The organism is Rhizobium sp. R635 (assembly GCF_002211285.1).
GTDB lineage: Bacteria > Pseudomonadota > Alphaproteobacteria > Rhizobiales > Rhizobiaceae > Rhizobium.
The window spans coordinates 63,868-80,601 of sequence record NZ_LOKX01000037.1 but is presented as its reverse complement, the minus strand read 5'-3'; the positions used below and the strand labels follow the sequence as shown (position 1 = coordinate 80,601).

15 protein-coding genes are annotated in these 16,734 nt (G+C 61.2%); 4 read left to right on the top strand and 11 right to left on the bottom strand.

Features of this window, described 5'->3' with window-relative positions; genetic code table 11:
- Positions 1–15 precede the first annotated feature (15 nt).
- Positions 16–462 carry a hypothetical protein gene (locus tag ATY78_RS28945; RefSeq protein ID WP_245313641.1) on the top strand — a complete coding sequence of 149 codons (447 nt, stop codon included), beginning with the start codon at positions 16–18 and terminating at the stop codon, positions 460–462.
- Positions 463–563: 101 nt separating this feature from the next.
- On the opposite strand, the gene ATY78_RS27335 is transcribed toward ATY78_RS28945, so the two are convergent.
- The 9 genes from ATY78_RS27335 to ATY78_RS27295 all read right to left on the bottom strand — a co-directional run bounded on the left by ATY78_RS27335 (position 564) and on the right by ATY78_RS27295 (position 12,844).
- Complete coding sequence (locus ATY78_RS27335; protein WP_088685423.1) at positions 564–3,158, bottom strand: hypothetical protein; 2,595 nt, start codon at positions 3,156–3,158, stop codon at positions 564–566.
- A 203-nt stretch (positions 3,159–3,361) separates the two neighbouring features.
- Entirely contained in the window at positions 3,362–4,810 is a 1,449-nt protein-coding gene (locus ATY78_RS27330; RefSeq protein WP_088685422.1) for a M20 family metallopeptidase, read from the bottom strand.
- A 124-nt stretch (positions 4,811–4,934) separates the two neighbouring features.
- Entirely contained in the window at positions 4,935–6,476 is a 1,542-nt protein-coding gene (locus ATY78_RS27325; RefSeq protein WP_088685421.1) for an ABC transporter substrate-binding protein, read from the bottom strand.
- Positions 6,477–6,504: 28 nt separating this feature from the next.
- The gene (locus ATY78_RS27320; protein WP_190237539.1) at positions 6,505–7,368 is read right to left on the bottom strand and encodes a serine hydrolase; all 864 of its coding nucleotides are present in this window, start codon (positions 7,366–7,368) and stop codon (positions 6,505–6,507) included.
- Between the two features lies 1 nt (position 7,369).
- On the bottom strand, positions 7,370–8,998 hold the full coding sequence (locus ATY78_RS27315) for an ABC transporter ATP-binding protein (RefSeq protein ID WP_088685420.1): 1,629 nt from the start codon (positions 8,996–8,998) through the stop codon (positions 7,370–7,372).
- Positions 8,995–9,813 (bottom strand): ABC transporter permease, encoded by an 819-nt coding sequence (locus ATY78_RS27310; RefSeq protein WP_088685419.1) that lies wholly within the window; start codon positions 9,811–9,813, stop codon positions 8,995–8,997. The genes ATY78_RS27315 and ATY78_RS27310 overlap by 4 nt, the downstream gene beginning before the upstream one ends.
- A complete protein-coding gene (locus ATY78_RS27305; protein WP_088685418.1) occupies positions 9,810–10,754 on the bottom strand; it encodes an ABC transporter permease in 945 nt (314 codons plus the stop codon). The genes ATY78_RS27310 and ATY78_RS27305 overlap by 4 nt, the downstream gene beginning before the upstream one ends.
- A 178-nt stretch (positions 10,755–10,932) precedes the next feature.
- Positions 10,933–11,838 (bottom strand): LysR family transcriptional regulator, encoded by a 906-nt coding sequence (locus tag ATY78_RS27300; RefSeq protein ID WP_088685417.1) that lies wholly within the window; start codon positions 11,836–11,838, stop codon positions 10,933–10,935.
- 28 nt (positions 11,839–11,866) lie between these two features.
- Positions 11,867–12,844 carry a LysR family transcriptional regulator gene (locus tag ATY78_RS27295; protein WP_190237538.1) on the bottom strand — a complete coding sequence of 326 codons (978 nt, stop codon included), beginning with the start codon at positions 12,842–12,844 and terminating at the stop codon, positions 11,867–11,869.
- 40 nt (positions 12,845–12,884) lie between these two features.
- On the opposite strand from ATY78_RS27295, the gene ATY78_RS27290 reads away from it, so the two are divergent.
- Both ATY78_RS27290 and ATY78_RS29060 read left to right on the top strand, forming a co-directional pair.
- Positions 12,885–14,270: an MmgE/PrpD family protein gene (locus ATY78_RS27290; protein WP_088685415.1), complete on the top strand. Its 1,386-nt coding sequence runs from the start codon at positions 12,885–12,887 to the stop codon at positions 14,268–14,270.
- 377 nt (positions 14,271–14,647) lie between these two features.
- Positions 14,648–14,860, top strand: a complete 213-nt coding sequence (locus tag ATY78_RS29060) for a hypothetical protein (RefSeq protein WP_088685414.1) — start codon at positions 14,648–14,650, stop codon at positions 14,858–14,860.
- 62 nt (positions 14,861–14,922) lie between these two features.
- Here ATY78_RS29060 and ATY78_RS27280 read toward each other — a convergent pair whose 3' ends face one another.
- Positions 14,923–15,471, bottom strand: coding sequence for a glutathione peroxidase (locus ATY78_RS27280; RefSeq protein ID WP_088685525.1), 549 nt, complete (start codon positions 15,469–15,471; stop codon positions 14,923–14,925).
- Between the two features lie 129 nt (positions 15,472–15,600).
- The gene (locus tag ATY78_RS27275) at positions 15,601–15,960 is read right to left on the bottom strand and encodes a hypothetical protein (protein WP_088685413.1); all 360 of its coding nucleotides are present in this window, start codon (positions 15,958–15,960) and stop codon (positions 15,601–15,603) included.
- Positions 15,961–16,125: 165 nt separating this feature from the next.
- On the opposite strand from ATY78_RS27275, the gene ATY78_RS27270 reads away from it, so the two are divergent.
- Positions 16,126–16,731 carry a class I SAM-dependent methyltransferase gene (locus ATY78_RS27270; protein ID WP_088685412.1) on the top strand — a complete coding sequence of 202 codons (606 nt, stop codon included), beginning with the start codon at positions 16,126–16,128 and terminating at the stop codon, positions 16,729–16,731.
- The last annotated feature ends 3 nt before the right edge of the window (positions 16,732–16,734 follow it).

Below are 16,734 nucleotides of genomic sequence, written 5' to 3'. Positions count from 1 at the left end.
TTGAACAGGAGATCGATGACGGACTGGATCGGTGCGGTAGGGCTGGAATCGCCGTTCGACGTACCGGCGAGCGAAACGAACTTCGGGCTGGACGTCTGTCCCGATGTGGACGAGAAAATCGTCAGGCCTGCCGTCGTCGTCCCATCAGAGGCAAAAGGCGATGTTTTCTTGACCGTGGTGCTCGTGGTCTTGCCCTGGCTTGCGGAGTTTTCGGATTTCGAACTGGAATCGGCATTTAACCGGAGAAAAGAAACCGTATCGTTGTCCGAGGATGCTGGTGCGATCGATGACATGCGTTCCCTTTGTTTTCTTTTCCGCTTTTTGCGGATGAGGTCGTTTACCCGATATTCACCATATGAACGGTCTTTGAAAAATAATTCAAGTCTGGGATGCAAAGATCGACCAACCCCTACCGGTTTCGTGCGCAAATTGGACAGCTTGAGGAAATTGCGGGAGCGGTGACGCGGCTGCTCCGGCGCGCTTCACGTGCCTTGAACGATCGGCAACGGAGAGATTTGCGGGGGAAGGACGGCGATCGCCTCGACGAGCGAGGCCGCGATGCGTCACCAGATGAACGATGGATCCGGCCGGAATTCGAGATGCACGGACTCGCCCATGTACCGCTCCAGCTTCTCGTTCAGCTGCTTTTCCATCTTGTCGAGCTTCTTCACGCCATTGGCCATATCCCAGAGGCCGAGCGCCAGCCCGACGCCTGAGGCAATGAGGCCGGTGACCAGTCCGGCCGCGGCAAGGCCGGCTTTGGCGGCATTGCTGAAGATGGTCACCACTTCGGGCGCCACGGTTCCGAGCCCCGAGAAGGCGCGGGACATGGCATTGGTCAGATAGAGCATCGCCTCGGAGAAGCCGATGAGCGCATTGCCAGTGCCGGCAATCCCGCCGATGATTTCGAGGGCGCCCTTGGCGCGGTCGCCGGCCTTCATCGACCGCGACGCCGAGTAGAAGCCGAGGCCCGCCATGGCGAGGCCGCCGGCCGCGCCGAGGATCTTGCCCGCCGCTTCCATCGTCTTGGGCGAGAAGCTCATGGAGATACCCCTGCCCCAACTGCCCGGCTCATTGCCGAAGGCGCTGAACGGCTTGCCGGCAACGTCGAGGTTCTTGCCGAGCCCCTCCATCGTCATGCCGACGATCTGTGTGGCCGAGCCGACCGCAGCCGCGATATCGGCCAGCGTCCACTTGCCGCCCACGCCGAGGCCGCGCGCCACCAGCACGCTCGACATGCTGAGCATCTGGACGGCATGGACGAGGCCGGCTTTATACACCTCGGCATCGATGCCGGCGGGTGTCCGGGTCTGGCGCGGCAGATCGAGCGAATCCTTGAAGGAGGCGAGTGCGTCGTCGAGCTTCATGCCGCCGCGCACCATGCGCAGCACACCGTCGACGTCGCGGGCTATGTCCTGCGCGAGGTTCTGTTTCAGTGTCTCGCCGCCGTCCGCCGGGCCGTTCTTGCTGATGAAATCCTCTGCGAACTTGTTTGCCAGCTGGCTGATGGCGTCATTCGTCGCACCGGGCACGAAGGCATCATCCGGCCCCGACAGCAACGGCTGGAGATCGACGCCCTGGCCGTCGCCGATATAGTGTTCCTTGACGATGTTGGCGAAGGTGACGTTCGCGGCGCCGAGATGCGCATCGATATAGTCTTGAGGCAGGAGATCGACGAGCGTGTTGAGCTCGGAATAATAATCCTTCAGGGCGTCTTCGAAGCTCTTGCCGGCGCCGAGCGCCCGGTCGATCGCCTTGCCGCCGCCGATATCGATCAGATAGGCGTCTTCGATGTTGGTGAGCAGATCGGAATTCTCCGGGCGCTGCAGATATTCCTTCATACCGCTCGCGAAGATGTCCGAGAGATGCTGCTGCGTCGCAGGATCGGCCGTCAGCTTTTCGATCCGTGCGTCGAGGTCCTTGCCGACACGCTCGCCATCCGGAACGCTGTCGCCATATTGGTTCATATAGCCGTTGAACTGCTGCTTGATCTCGATGAGATCGTAGAGCAGCGTCGCCTTCTGCTCGGGCGTCAACCGGTCGAGGTGGTCCATATTGTCGGGCGCGACGAAATCCCGGTTTACGTTCTTCACGGCCTCGCCGAGAATGCCGTACTTGAGTTCGTCGAGCTTCTTCAGCGTCGGCTCATAGGCGGTCGACGGAGCGTAGCCGCGCAGCACCTTGCTTTCCAGGACGTCGTTGTCGTCGATCGGCCGCTCGACGACCGGCGCGATGGCATCCGAGCCCGATATGACAAGTCCCATCTTCTTGAGGCTCGATGTCAGATATTCGCTGTCGATATAAGGCAGGTCGAGCGCCTGGATGGTCTTGCTCCAGCCATTGTCCTTGGTGCCGAACATGCGCTCGGCGATCCAGGCGTCGCCGCCGCTGCCGATGAAGAAACGACTGTCGGAACCGCCGGTCGCCGCGATCCCCTTGCCGGCCAGGCCGGTGGCGACCATGATCGCCGCCATGACGTCGTTGAACGAATAGCTGGCGAGATTGCTGGAGGGCAGCGGCGAGACGTTCTTGTCCCATTCGGGATTGGCCGGCAACTTCGAGACCAGGCTGGCGCCCATGACGAGGCCTTCGAGAGCCGTCTGCACCGCATGACGGTAGCCCCAGACTTCCTTGCCGCCCGGAGCCGCCAACCGCGATGTCAGGCGCTCCAGATTGCCGGCGAGGTCGCCGATCCCGATTTCTCCCGCGCCGATCTTGTCGAGCAGCGGGCCGAGAAGCGCCTTGACGTCGGCCTTGAACTGATCGCGGACCTCGGCGCTGTCTCCCCCATAAAACTGGTTGGCCATCGCCTGGATCGTCGGATTGAACAGGTGAGTGATATTGTTGGGCACCGTGCTGCCGAACTCGGAAGCAGCAACCTTCTTCAAACCATCGAGGTCGATCTTGAGATCGGCGCCCGGACCGGTTTCGGTCGTGCTTGCCTTTGCATCGACCAGTATCGCGCTTTTGGTCGGCGTAGACCCGACGAAGCCCAGCCGCGCGGCGGAGATGTCGATCGCCTGCCCGTCGCCGGCCGGAGCGATCTTGCGTATTTCGCTGGCGTCGAGGGTTTTCGCCGATGCCGGACGATGGGTCACGTCTTCGGAGCCAAGGTTCAGTACGATGGCCTCAGATCCGTTGCCAACTCGTTCCAACATCTCGTTACTCCCAATCGATGGCTGCATTCAGCGAAAAGCTGAAAGCCTCGTTAGGTCAGAAGTTTTTCAGTTATATGACAAGCGGGGGCGCCGGTCGCCAGCCTTCATCGATGTTTACACGAACGAGCTCGCCTGTTTTGCCATCGACTCGCCTCGGCAACGGAAACAGCTTGGCGGCACTCAAGCGCAATCGTTTCACCGCATTACCGGCTATGAACCGATCCGGGCATCACATGGTCGGGTATCGGGCAGATATACGCCTGCCCTTCGGTCTTGTCTGCCCATTCGGCCTTGGCCGCGGCCAGAAGTTCGGGTGTCGTCATCAGCGAGAGCCCGGTTGTCGCAAGCGCCTTTGCAGCATGCGCCATAGCCTTGTGAGCGGCTGCGCTCTTTCCCTGGGCGACGACCTGCCAGGTGTGAGGGCTGGTGCCGATCGCCCAGGCCGGCGTCCAGCATTGCGCCGTCGGCGTCACCCAACTGACGTCACCGACGTCTGTTGAACCCGCACGGAAATGCGAATGGCCCTCGAACTCACGCAGGCCGAGATGCAGTGGTGTCGATCCGTCAATCTTCGCGTTGGAAAAGACATCGCCCTTGATCTGATAAAGCCGGATGCTGCTCCTGATCGCTTCGTCGGTAAAGGTTTGCTGGATCGACCTGGCAAAGGCAAGATCCGCCTCGTCGAAGGCGATCGGCCCGAGCGCCGTCATATTTGCGTGCATGGCGGTTTCGAGTGTGATGTTCGGCAAGAGATTGGTCGAAGCCGTGTCGAAGACGATCTCCACCTCCGTTTCCGTCATCATGGCGGCGCCGCGCGCCACTTTCTCGACGCGTTCGGCAAGGTCGAGCGCCTGCTTCATTTCCGGAGCGCGGATCAGATACAACACCTCGGCGCTTGCCTGGACGACGTTTGCCGCCTTACCGCCTGTATCGGTGATCGCATAATGCACGCGGCAGTCCTGCGGCATGTGCTCACGCAGGAAATTGACGCCGACATTCATCAACTCCACCGCATCGAGCGCCGACCGGCCGAGATGGGCGGCGTTCGCCGCATGCGCGGCGATACCCTTGAAACGGTAGTAATATTCGATGACCGCAAGATTGTTGGTCGAGCGCACCCCATTGAACGGCGCCGGATGCCAGGTCAGCGCCGTATCGACGTCGTCGAATAGACCGGCACGCACCATGAAGGTCTTGCCGGAGCCGCCCTCTTCACCAGGGCAGCCATAATAGCGGACGGTCCCCTGTAGATTGTTGGCCTTCATGTATCGGGCGAGCGCAATGGCTGCCATCAGCGATCCGACGCCGAGCAGATTATGACCGCAGCCATGTCCGGCGGCGCCGTCGACCAGAGCCTTGTGCGCGGCAGCGTCCGCGACCTGACTCATTGCGGCCAGCGCATCGAATTCGCCCAGAAAGGCGATGACCGGTTTGCCGGAACCGAAGTCGCCGACGAAAGCCGTCTCCATGCCCGCCATGCCGCGCCGAAGGGAGAAGCCGTTGTCCTCGAGCGTCTTGGCCAGCAGTTCCGACGAGCGTTTCTCCTCGAACTTCAGCTCGGCGAAATCCCAGATGCCGTCGCTCAGCATCGCGAATTCCGGCTTCATCGCTTCGATCGTTGCGGCAATCGATTGCACTGCATCGTGGTTCATCGCTCGTCCTCGTATTGTGCCGGCGCCATTCGGGCGCAGGAAGCCGTTCGCCGCCAGGGCGCCGTACTTTCCGCAGGAATTGAGTTGCCCGCGCCGCCGTCCGCCGGCGGCGCGGGTCAGGACTTCAGTCGACCGACACTTCCCAGAGACGGGCGTTCGATTGCCAGACCGGCTGGCCTTTCAGCTTTTTCGTGGCGCCCCAGACATCGACCATGTCGTAGAGGAAGATGCCGGGCATCTCCTTCAGCATCAGTTCGTGGAACTCGTCGAAGATCTTCTGCCGCTTCATCTGATCGGCCTCGACATAGGCAGCCTTCATCAGCTCGATCGCCTTCGGATCATCCCACATCAGCGAAGCGTTCTTGTCCTTGTCGCCAACATAGAAGGAATACATCAGGGCCGGATCGAGACGCGGCGCGACCGATTGCGAGATGATCTGATAGTTGCCCGACCGGCGGCGATCGACCTGGGTAGCGTAGTCGAGGACCTCGATCTGTACGTTGAGACCGGCCTGCTGCAGCATCGCCTGGGCCATCACAGCGGCCGGGAAGCTCGGCACGTTGCCGCGCTTGTTGGCGATGATCGAGATCGGCTCGCCCTTGTAACCTGCCGCGGCAAGCTCTTTTTTCGCAGCCTCCAGATCATAAGGCGGACGCTGCTTCTGGGTCGCGTCGAAATAGACGGAATCCTGCGACACCATCGACCCGTTCGCTTGGCCGGTTCCGTTGGATGCGGCGGCCACCAGCTCGTCGAGATCGAGCGCCATCGCCATGGCGCGGCGAATATGCGGATTGCCGAGCACCTTGTCGCGTGTCTGGATGTAGAACAGGTTCTTGCCGTTGTTGCGTGCGATGATGAGCTGCATATTCGGGTTCGACTTGAACTCCGGAATGAGATCAGGCGAGAGTTCGGCCGTGTCGAGCACGCCCGATTCCAGGCCGGCCTTTACGGTCGATGGATCGGGGATGATCATGAACTTGATGCCGTCGGCGAGCGGCCGTTTGGAACCGACCATGCCGTCAGGTTTGCCGTCATTGGCCGGCGAAACGTAATCGGCGAATTTCTTGAGGTGGATATACTCGCCCTTCTTCCATTCGTCCCACATGAACGGGCCGGTGCCGATCGGCTTGGTGAAGCTGCCATCCGCCGCAAGCGACTCAGGCGAGATCATGCCGGTATAGCCGCATTCCGGACGCGACATCAGCCCGAGGAAAACGGCCGAGGGTTTTTCGAGTTTGATTTCGACAGTCGATGCGTCGACTGCTTCCACCCCGGTCACATGCGCCGCACCGCCTTCGGCGAAGTCCGACAGGCAGGCCCATTTCGTCTCGGGCTTCAGATACCGTGTCCAATTCCACACCACGTCGTCTGCGGTGAGCGGCTTGCCGTTGTGGAATTTGACGTCGGTCCGAAGCCTGAACGTGTAAGTCAGCCCGTCCGCAGAGGTATCGACGCTCTTGGCGATCAGCGGCTTCACTTCACCGCTGTTGTTATAGCCGACAAGCCCTTCGACGATGTGCAGGATCACGCCATCGGTATTGCCGTCACGGTTGACGCCCGGATTGGCGCTGCGCAGATCGGAACTTTGCGCAATCGTGATGTCGCGTGCAGCGGCGCCACCAGCAAGCACCAGCAGGGCGACGCCTGCGAGAAGAAATCTTTTCATTGCTCTACCCTCTTTCTGTTGTTGATCATTATTGGAAAAAGCCGTCCCAGCAGGCGCGCGAAAGCCGGCCGATCGTCTCCAATGACATTGTGTAACCGGGGGTACCGTCCGGCATGACCTGCGGAACCTCGTCGGTATAGGCGGAGATGATGTAGAAGGGCGTGCCGTCGCGGTAGACGATGCCGGCGTTCATGCGGCCGCGCTTGCCGGTCCCGCCCTTGTGCGCCACCACTGTGCCGAACGGCAGGCGCGAGGGGATGGCATAACGCAGGATCTGGTTCTTCAATGTCTGCAACGCATAGGCGCTGAGTTCGGCCGAAGTGCCGAGCCGTTCCTGCACGGCAGGCGACGTCTGCGCATCGAGGATCATCTGCAGAAGCATGGTCTGGTCGCGCGCCGTGGTCGTCGTTACCGACTTCAGCGCGTGATCAGGCGAGAGCGCGAGCGGCGGGATGAGGAAACGGTGATGGGTGCCGGCAAGGCCGATCGACTTGCAGTAACCGTCGACCTCCTCCAGCGTCAGCCGCTCGAACACCATTTTGGTGCAGACATTGTCGCTGAGCACCATCATGCCGGTGATCGCGTCGCGCAAGGAGATCACGATCCCAGGCGTCAGGTAACGGAACATGCCGCTCGCCACTTCCTCGGCGAGGCGGACCTCATAAGTGATCGGCTCGTTCAGATCGAGCCGCCCTTCATGCACGGCCTTCAGCGCCGCCATCATGATCGAGGTCTTGCGGGTGCTGGCCGAAGGAGTTTCCTCATCGGCGCCGCGTTCGATGGTCTCGCCGGTCTTCAGATTGCGAACCGAAAATCGTGTCACGAAGGGCTGGGCGTTACAGATTTCCGCCAGCCGTTCGGCGATCGCGTGGGAATTCGAAAGCGTTTCCACGTTACGTCTCCAGGCGCCATTTGAGAGTGACGCCGCCCTTGTCGTTCTGATCGAGGGCGGGAATGGCCGAGAGAAGCCGGCGCGTATAGGCTTCCTTCGGATAATCGAAAACCGTGTCGCGGTCTCCTTCCTCGATGATCCTGCCGTCTTGCATGACGACGACACGATCGGCGACCTGCTCGACGACGCCGAGATCATGGCTGATGAACAGGCAGGAAAAGCCGTGCCGCTTCTGCAATTCGGAGAAGAGCTCGAGCACCTGAGCCCTGACGGTGACGTCGAGCGCTGAGACCGGTTCATCGGCAATGAGAAAACGGGGGCGCCGCGCCACTGCCCGGGCAATCGCCACGCGCTGCCGCTGGCCGCCGGAAAGCTCGTGCGGGTAGCGATCGGCATAGGCCGCGCTCAGGCCGACTTCGTCGAGCGTCTCCAGCGCACGCTTGCGCTTGGCCGCGGCGTCGAGACCGGGGGCCAGCCGCAGCGCCTCCTCGACCAGGGACAGGATCGTCATACGCGGATCGAGAGAGGAGTACGGATCCTGGAAGACCATCTGGCAATCGAGCCGGAAGCTCTTCCAGTCTTCATCGCGCGACTGCCCGCGAAACTGGATCTGACCGCTGCTTTCCCTAACGAGACCCGCGATCGTACGCCCGAATGTCGTCTTGCCCGAACCGGAGCCGCCGACAAGCGCAACAACTTCGCCTTCGTGGATATCGATGCTGACGCCGTGCAGGGCACGCTTCGGCTTGCCCTTCTTGAGCAGCGACTTGCGACCGGGATAGTCGACCACGACATTGCGCGCCGACACCATCGGCGCCCTGTTCGCATCGATCGCCCGCGCCGTACTCCGAAACGGCAGGGAAGACAGGAGCTTTCTGGTATAGGGATGCCGAGGCGCATCGAGCAAATCTTCCGTCCGCCCCTGCTCGACGATCGCGCCCTTTTCCATCACCACGATGCGGCTGGTATAGCGCGCCACCATCGGCAGGTCGTGGCTGATCAGCAGGACCGCAGTACCCTCGGCGCGCGTCAGGTCCACCATCAGTTCCATGACGTCGCGCTGGATCACGGCATCGAGCGCGGTCGTGGGTTCGTCGGCGATCAGCAGCGCCGGCTTCAAGAGCATGACCGAGGCAAGCATGATGCGCTGGCGCATGCCGCCGGAAAACTCATGCGGATAGGCGGTCAGCGCCCCATCCGGATCGCGGATCCCGACGCGGCGCAGCATGTCGAGAATGCGCTCGCGGCGTTCCTCCGCCGCAAGCTTCGTATGGAGGATCAGGCCTTCCTCCAGCTGCCTGCCGATGGTCATCGACGGGTTGAGCGAGGTCATCGGCTCCTGAAACACCACGCCGATCTCGGCTCCGCGCAGGCGGCGAAGCTCGCGATCCGGCATAGACATGACGTCCCTGCCCTTGTAGGCGACCGATCCGCCGGTAACGCGGATCGCAGGCGGCAAAAGCGAGATCAGCGCGCGGGTCGCCAATGTCTTGCCGGAACCGCTTTCGCCCACGATGCCGAAGATCTCGCCGGCTGCGATGTCGAAGCTGATGTCCTTGACTACCTTGTGGCCGGTTCCTGCAACTTCGAGCGAGAGGTTGCGAACGCTGAGCATAGTATCCGTCGTCATTTCAGGCCCCTCATGCGCGGGTCGAGCTTGTCGCGAAGCGCATCGCCCAGAAGATTGATGCCGAGCAGCGTCAGCGCGATGCAGAGGCCGGGGAAAAGACCGAGCCAGACGGCCTGCTGGATCAGCGGACGGCCGGCGGCAAGCATGTTGCCCCAGGTCGGCGCCGGCGGCGGCACGCCGAGCCCGAGAAAGGAGAGAGCACTTTCCGACAGGATGGCCCAGCCGAACATCGACGTCGCAAGGACGGTGATCGGCGCAACGCAATTCGGCAGGATGTGGCGGAACATCGTGTAGAGTTCACCATTGCCCATCACGCGCGAGGCTTCGATGAATTCGCGTTCACGCAGCGACAGAACCGTGCCGCGTACGACACGGGCCATCGATGGCGTATAGGCAATGCCGAGCGCGAAGATGATGCCATACTGGTTGGCGCCGAAGACCGCGAGCAGGCCAAGGGCGAGAAGCATGCCCGGAAAGGCAAGAAGCGCATTGTTGATCGCCATGATCACGCCATCCACCCAGCCGCGCGCGTAACCGCTGGTAAGGCCGATCATCGTGCCGCATAGCGTGGCGAAACACACGGTCAGGAAGCCGATCCAGACACTCGCCCGGGCGCCGACCATCAGCCGGCTCAAAACGTCGCGTCCGAACTCATCCGTTCCGAGCAGATGCTCAGCGCTCGGGGCAGCGAGCCTTGCCGTGAAGGAGAGCTTCATCGGATCGAAGGGCGTCCAGAAGATGCCGGTCGCGGCGGTGATCAGAAGGATGGCGATCAGGATGCCGCCGACCAGTCCGTTGAGAGTGAACGTCTTCATTCGGCAACCACCCGGGGATCGAACAGGGGATAGAGCAGATCGACCACGAGATTGACCAGCACATAGGAAAGGGAAACGAAGAGCAGACAGCCCTGGATGACCGGATAGTCGCGAGCGAATATGCTGTCTACCATCAGCCGGCCGAGACCGGGGATCGTGAACACCGTCTCGATAACGGCAATACCGCCGAGCAGATTGCCGAGGATCAGACCGATCATCGTCCAGGTCGGACCAAAGGCGTTCTTGAAGGTGTGACGCCACAGGACGGCACTTTCAGACAGTCCCTTGGCGCGTGCGTGGGTGATATAATCGAGACGCAGGACCTCGAGCGTGGAGGCGCGCGCCATGCGGATCAGCACACCCATTTCGTGAATGACCAGCGTCATGACAGGCAGGGCCAGATAGAGCAGGCCGCCAACCAGATTGTCTCCGATCGACACATAGCCGAGGACCGGCAGCCAGCCGAGCGTCAGCCCGAAAAACAGCAGGAGCAGCAGCCCCAGCCAGAATGTGGGGATCGACAGCAGGATCGTTGCACCACCGACGAGCGCCAGATCCGTCAGGCTATTTTGCCGCCATGCGGCGATCACGCCCGCCGGCACGGCAATGAGGCTCGCCAGGAGCACGGCGATGACGACGATCTCGGCGCTGATAAGAAAACGCGACGCTACCAGCGGCAAGACCGCCTCCCCGTTCACGATCGACTTTCCGAAGTCGCCATGCAGGGCATTGTCGGTCCAGATGAGAAATTGCTGCGGCAGCGACCGGTCGAGACCGAGCTCGATGCGCATGGCGGCGATCTGATCGGGCTGCGCCATGTCGCCCAGCATCAGGGCGGCCGGATCGCCCGGAATGAAACGGATCAGTGCAAAAACCGTCACGGAGACGAGCACGATCGTCGGAAGCGCCATCACCAGACGGCTTAGGATGAATCTCAGCATTGTTTCCCCACGATCGGCAGCCGCTTTTCTGTCGGCCGCCATCGATTTCGTTGGGTCAAACTATGAGGGATTGACGAAAGTGGCGCAATATTATGCGTAATCGTCATATGTTTATGCAGAGTCGGAGGAAAGGCCGACATCGATCAGAATGTTTACTCATGCCTCTAATGACATGAAATCAATCTGTTTTCTGCGAAAACTCGATCTGTTTCGTCAATGCGTTGCTCAATCCCTGTGCCGCGATCGACAGCGGAACGCCGGCCGCTCGTGCCAAGCCGAATTCCTGCTTGGCCGTCGGGATGAACGGCCGTTGGATCACAGGCAGATGGCGATAGAGGTTTGCGTAAAAGCTGCTGATGATCGTGACACCCAGGCCATGCGCAACGTAAGCGCAGGCAGAACTGTTGGTATGTGTCTCGATCTTGACCATCTGCGTGACGCCGGCGCGCTTGAACTCCTGATCCAGCGCCATCCGATTCGGCCGCTGCCGCCCGATGAGGACGAGCGGTACGTTGCGCAGGTTCTTGATGGTGATCTCGCTCAGCTCCGCCAGCGGATGATCCCTAGGGATGACGCAGACGCTCTCCCCCTTCGCCACCCGATCGATCTCGATGCCCGATCCCGTCTCCCCCTCCATGCGCAGGAAGCCGATGTCGATGACACGCTCCTCAACCAGCTTGCTGATCGCCGTGGTCGTTTCGAAGAATGTCTCGATCCGCACGCCCGGAAATTCGCGCACATAGTCGAGAAGCATCGCAGGCGCAAAATTCTCCCACATGCTGCTCGGCAATCCGATCCGCACGATCTCCGGTCCCGATGCCCCCTTGCGCAGATCCTCCGCATGACCAGTCATCCGATCGACGGCGAGAAGGACGTTTTCGGCATCGCGGGCAAGGACGATCGCCTCGGGCGTTGCGATCAGCCGGCCCTTGTCACGCACGAACAGCGTGATCGAAAGATCCTTTTCCAGTTGCTGCAGGATGCGGCTTACACCGGACTGGCTGAGCCCCATGGCCTTGGCGGCGGCTATGGTCGATCCGGTCGCGAGCAATGTACGCAGCACTTCGAGCTGTTTGATATTCATGAAATGGCACCTCGTCGGGCAGGGTCGGTCATTGCGGCCAGTCGGCGATCGATTGCAGGAATAATCCCGCAACCTTTGGAAGCGGATTCCTTTCGCTGCTGACGAGACCGTAGGTCACCGGCAGGTCCGGCTTCAGAGGGATTAGATGGAGCGGCTGGCCGGCATATTCACGCGCGATGAGGTCTCCGACCAGGGCTATGCCGAGGCCTTCGGCGGCAAGCGCACAGGCGCTTGCAACGGAATGCGCCTCCAGAAGCGGGCGTTGCCGCAGCCCGTGCTGATAGAACAGTGCCTCCAACTGATGCCTGACGGGCCTCTCGCGATTGAGGACGATCAGATCTTGTCCCTTCAGGTCGCCGATCGAAAGCGACGAGCGTCCGGCCAAAGCGTGGCCCTCGTGAAGCGCGCAGGTCACATGTGACGGTATGATCCGCTCCTGCCTGAGGCCGGGCGTCGTCAGCGGCAAACGCGTGAAACCGATATCGGCTTCTCCGTCAACAACCATGCGTTCGATGGCAAGATAGCTTCCGGATGCCACCTCGATACGCACCGGGCCGTTGGCGGCCAGGAATGTGCGCAGCATCTTGGGCACGCGCGTCGATGAGAGACTGGCCGGGAACGCAAGCCGCAGCATGATCTCGCGCGAGCGACCGCTCTCAAGCTCCGCCGCCGCAGTTTTCAAGGCGCGCAATCGGTCGGAAATGGCACGGATTTCCGGGCCGAGCTGCAGCCCTTCGCGGGTCGGCTGAAGCCGGTTCTTTTCCCGTTCGAAGAGCCGAACCCCGAGATAGTCCTCCAACTGCTGCAACAGGCGGCTGGCGTTCGATTGCGATATCCCGAGCTCGGCGGCGGCGGCAATCGTCGAGCCGGTCGCGGCGATAGCGTCATAGGCCTCGATATGTTTCAAGCTGATCGCCGCACTCGCGTCGCGTGCCATTCTATCTCCGATATCGATAGCCCTACCCGTAAACCGCATAAGATTGCGGGCTTGCAGAAAGTTGAACATTTTCCGGGAAGGAACCAAACTCACGGAAAGACTTTCGTCAATGGCCACCATTCTCCAGAAGATCGCGGAACAGGTTCTGTCCCGAACCACGTTCTCAAGCCTCGCCATGGACAGGGCAAGGGATGCCGCGGTCGACACCATCGGCTGTATGATCGCCGGCAGGAACGATGAAAGCGTCGCCACGCTCACCCGCGCCTTCGACCGGGAAATCGCCCAAGGCGGCGAGGCGCGCCTCGTGACCGGCGGCTCCGCCTCGGCCCCGCTTGCAGCGCTCATCAACGCAACGGCGGCTCACGCACTCGATTTCGATGACAATTTTCATCCGGCGCGGGCGCACGCTTCCGCAGTGCTGGTGCCTGCATTGTTGGCGGTTCTCACGAGCGGCGCGGTCACGAGTGGAAGACGTTTTCTCGAATCCTATTTGGCCGGGCTGGAAGCACAGGCAGCCGTCGGCTTTGGCGTCAATCCCTCTCACTACAACAGGGGTTGGCACGCGACCGCGACAGTTGGCAGCATCGGAGCGGCGGCCGGCGTGGCACGGCTTCTCGGAGCCGACAAAGAGGTCACGGCCGCGGCCATGAGCCTCGCGACCAGCTTCGCCTGCGGCCCGAAAGGACAATTCGGCACGACCGCCAAGCCGCTTCACGCGGGCATCGCCGCGCGCAATGCGGTGGATGCGGCGCGCATGGCGCTTGCCGGCATGAGCGGGCGGCTTGATATTCTCGAGCGGCGGCAAGGCTTCCTCGATCTTTTCGGGGGTGACGAAGCCCACGGCTGGGAAGGCCTGACATTCGACGAGACCCATATCATCGAGGGCCGTGGGCTGGTGACCAAGCGCCATCCCTGCTGCGCCTCGACCCATCGCGCGATCGACGCGCTTCTGGATCTGAAGCAGCAGCATGCGCTTGCGGCCGATGATATCGTCAGGATCGAGACCAAAGTCGGCATATCCGCTGCCCGCAACCTCGCCTATCCCACCCCCGCCGACGAGATGCAGGCCCGCTTCTCGATGCAATATTGCCTGGCGACGGCCTTCCTGAAAGGTTCCCTCAGCCTTTCGGACTTTACGCGACGGGAGATCCAGCGGCCGGAAATCCGGGAGTTTATGCCGCGCATCGAAATGCAGTCTTATTCGCCCGAAGAAGAAAAAGGCGTAGAGCGCCTGCCGCACATCGTCACCGTCACGACGCGGAACGGCCGCATCTACAGCAAGTCCCGCCTCCACGCCAAAGGCTCGATCGAAGCGCCGATGAGTGAGCGAGAACGCGAAGTTAAGTTCATGGATTGTTTGCGCTGGGCAAACAGGCACGCTTCCGAAGCCGCTTTTCAACGGCTTGGCGCCCTGGCGGAGTTTGAAACATTGTCTCGCGACAATGCATTCTGGAGCCTGATTTCAGACGGCCCACATCCCCGGCCTGGCCCATGAGACCCGGCTGCGGTCTGCCAACCTGGCCGAGCTATATGGCGGATAGAGCAAGAACCGGACTCGTTGCCGTCGCGGCACCATCAGACGCATCGGCGCGGGTTTTTTCGTCACCGCCTGTCGCTTATCGCACGAATTCTCGACCGCTGCCGGGCGGCCCGAATCGGAACGGCAGCCGACAGGACGTCCTGGCGCAGCAGGCACACGCCCGGCCGTTTCCGATACGGCGCACCGCATGAAAGCCAGCTCCACCAAAACGGACTACTCCGGCCGCCGGGCCACCTCCTATTGGGCGAATGGATGAGGGCAGGCAAAAGTGGGAGAATTCGCCGCCCGGAAAGTCTCCATGCTTGGAGACTTATGACGCCTGGAGGTGTGCCATGAGGGCTCTCAGCTCCACATTGACGCTGTGCATTGCTATCGCGCTTTGCGCGCCGCATGCCACATATGTCAGCCTGCCCGGATATGCATTCAAGACGAAACCGAACTGTCAGCGCCACGTACCGAAGACAAGATTTGACGAAAGATGCGATTGGCCGAGACTGGGCTTCAAGGACTTCACGCCCCCGCTTGTGACCGTGCTCGGGATCTGAAGATCCTGTTCAGCCTCTTTGCAAATCACCGCAGTCCAGACGCGCTTGGCAGCCCGAGGCGTTCATCCCTTCGCCAGTTCTTTATCCACTGCGGAAACCAGCCGCGAATCATCCGCCGTCACATCAGGCGCGAAGCGGGCGGCGATTTTGCCGTCGCGGCCGATCAGGAATTTTTCGAAGTTCCAGAGGATGTCGTCCTCGTCGCCGCCTGATATGCCGTGGGCTTTCAGGCGTTCGCGCATCGGGCCGTCGCCTGTCGTCGCGACACCCGACTTGGTCAATTGCCGGTAAAGCGGGTGCTGGGCCTCGCCCTTGACGGAGATTTTCGAGAAGATCGGGAATTTGACGTCATAGGTGAGAGTGCAGAAGTCGAGGATCTCGGCGTCGGTGCCGGGCTCCTGGCCCTTGAAGTCGTTGGCGGGAAAAGCGGCGATGACGAAGCCGCGCTCGCGCTTTTCCTCATAGAGTTTCTCAAGCCCCTCATATTGCGGCGTCAGCCCGCATTTGGAGGCGACGTTGACGATCAGGAGCACCCTGCCCTTGTATTCGTTGAGCGTGGTTTCACGACCATCCACTGTCTTGACAGGGATATCCAGCACATTGCCCGTCACGGGAGCCTCCATTTCGAAAGAACATTTTCGCCGAGCTTAACGATATCGCCGCCGTTGTCATCAGCGTCGGGATCAACTCGGCTTCAGGATAAAGCCGGTGCGGCTTCCGGCCGCACCGGGCCTGAAAGCTCAGGCGGGGGATGTTTCCCTCACATCGTCGAGCAGGAAGTGCACGACGATATAATCGGTCTTGTAGTGGCGGCCGCTCTCCGACACGGCGTCGACGCTGCCGCCGTCCTTCGGATGCCAGGCGTGGTAGTGAGGGTTGGTGGTGATCAGGGTGATGGCCTTGCCTGCGAAACTTTCCTCGCCAAGGCGGAAGCGCATCTCGGCGAGCGGCCAGATCCGCTCGTAATCCTCCATGGTGATGCGCGCCTTCAGCGCTTTGCGGCGCAACGGCGCTTCGCCGGCCTCGGCGGGTAATTCCAGCATCACCTCCTCGGCTCCGCTGATAATGGCGTTGAATTCTTCAGGCCACATGCGTCTCATGAAATCGCTCCTCCCGAGGCTCTTCCGTCAGTCCACAGGTGAAACTTAGCGGTTTACACGAAAGAAGCAAATTCCTGTCATGCGGTTGTCATCCGCACTGGCCGCTCCTACGTTCCCCTCGAACCGCATCAGGGCCGTCAGCCGCCCGCAATTCCGAGATCAGAGATGAAAACACGTGAAGAAAGGCAGGCGCTGCGGGCGAGCATGCCGCGCACGGCACTCAGCGCCCGTCATATGGAAAACGCCCGGCTGCTGCCGGATCGCGGCGAACTGCTCTATCGTATCCCGAACGGCGGCATCGGCGTCGAGGTGGGAGCGGCCTTCGGCGAATATACGGCGGAGATTCTGGAAAAGAACCGCCCGGCGCAGCTCTATCTCATCGATCCCTGGTCGATGGATCGCTACAGTTCCGGCCTCGATTCGATCCATACGCAGTTCGGGGCCGAGATCGAGGCCGGCCGGCTGCATCTGATGCAGGGCACGTCGCTCGAAAAACTCGCCGAATTCGAGGATGATTTCCTCGACTGGGCCTATATCGACACCGACCACTCGTTCGAGCTCACATGGCAGGAGCTGCTGCTTTGCGAGAGGAAGGTGAAGCGGACGGGGCGCATCGCCGGCCATGATTTCTGCACCGGCAACACGGTCAAGCCGATCGTCTACGGCGTCGTCGAGGCGGTCACCAAGTTCTGCAAGGATTACGGCTGGCAATTCGAGTTTCTGACGGTCGAATCACATGCGCATTTTTCCTATTGCCTGAAGCGCCTCTGATCA

Excerpts from the sequence above, each read along its gene's own strand:
- ATY78_RS29060 (WP_088685414.1), top strand. The coding sequence starts at position 14,648 with ATGAGGGCTCTCAGCTCCACATTGACGCTGTGCATTGCTATCGCGCTT.
- ATY78_RS27325 (WP_088685421.1), bottom strand. The coding sequence starts at position 6,476 with ATGAAAAGATTTCTTCTCGCAGGCGTCGCCCTGCTGGTGCTTGCTGGT.
- ATY78_RS27275 (WP_088685413.1), bottom strand. The coding sequence starts at position 15,960 with ATGAGACGCATGTGGCCTGAAGAATTCAACGCCATTATCAGCGGAGCC.
- ATY78_RS27310 (WP_088685419.1), bottom strand. The coding sequence starts at position 9,813 with ATGAAGACGTTCACTCTCAACGGACTGGTCGGCGGCATCCTGATCGCC.
- ATY78_RS27300 (WP_088685417.1), bottom strand. The coding sequence starts at position 11,838 with ATGAATATCAAACAGCTCGAAGTGCTGCGTACATTGCTCGCGACCGGA.
- ATY78_RS27330 (WP_088685422.1), bottom strand. The coding sequence starts at position 4,810 with ATGAACCACGATGCAGTGCAATCGATTGCCGCAACGATCGAAGCGATG.
- ATY78_RS27335 (WP_088685423.1), bottom strand. The coding sequence starts at position 3,158 with ATGTTGGAACGAGTTGGCAACGGATCTGAGGCCATCGTACTGAACCTT.
- ATY78_RS27270 (WP_088685412.1), top strand. The coding sequence starts at position 16,126 with ATGAAAACACGTGAAGAAAGGCAGGCGCTGCGGGCGAGCATGCCGCGC.
- ATY78_RS27290 (WP_088685415.1), top strand. The coding sequence starts at position 12,885 with ATGGCCACCATTCTCCAGAAGATCGCGGAACAGGTTCTGTCCCGAACC.
- ATY78_RS27305 (WP_088685418.1), bottom strand. The coding sequence starts at position 10,754 with ATGCTGAGATTCATCCTAAGCCGTCTGGTGATGGCGCTTCCGACGATC.
- ATY78_RS27295 (WP_190237538.1), bottom strand. The coding sequence starts at position 12,844 with ATGTTCAACTTTCTGCAAGCCCGCAATCTTATGCGGTTTACGGGTAGG.
- ATY78_RS28945 (WP_245313641.1), top strand. The coding sequence starts at position 16 with ATGACGGACTGGATCGGTGCGGTAGGGCTGGAATCGCCGTTCGACGTA.
- ATY78_RS27315 (WP_088685420.1), bottom strand. The coding sequence starts at position 8,998 with ATGACGACGGATACTATGCTCAGCGTTCGCAACCTCTCGCTCGAAGTT.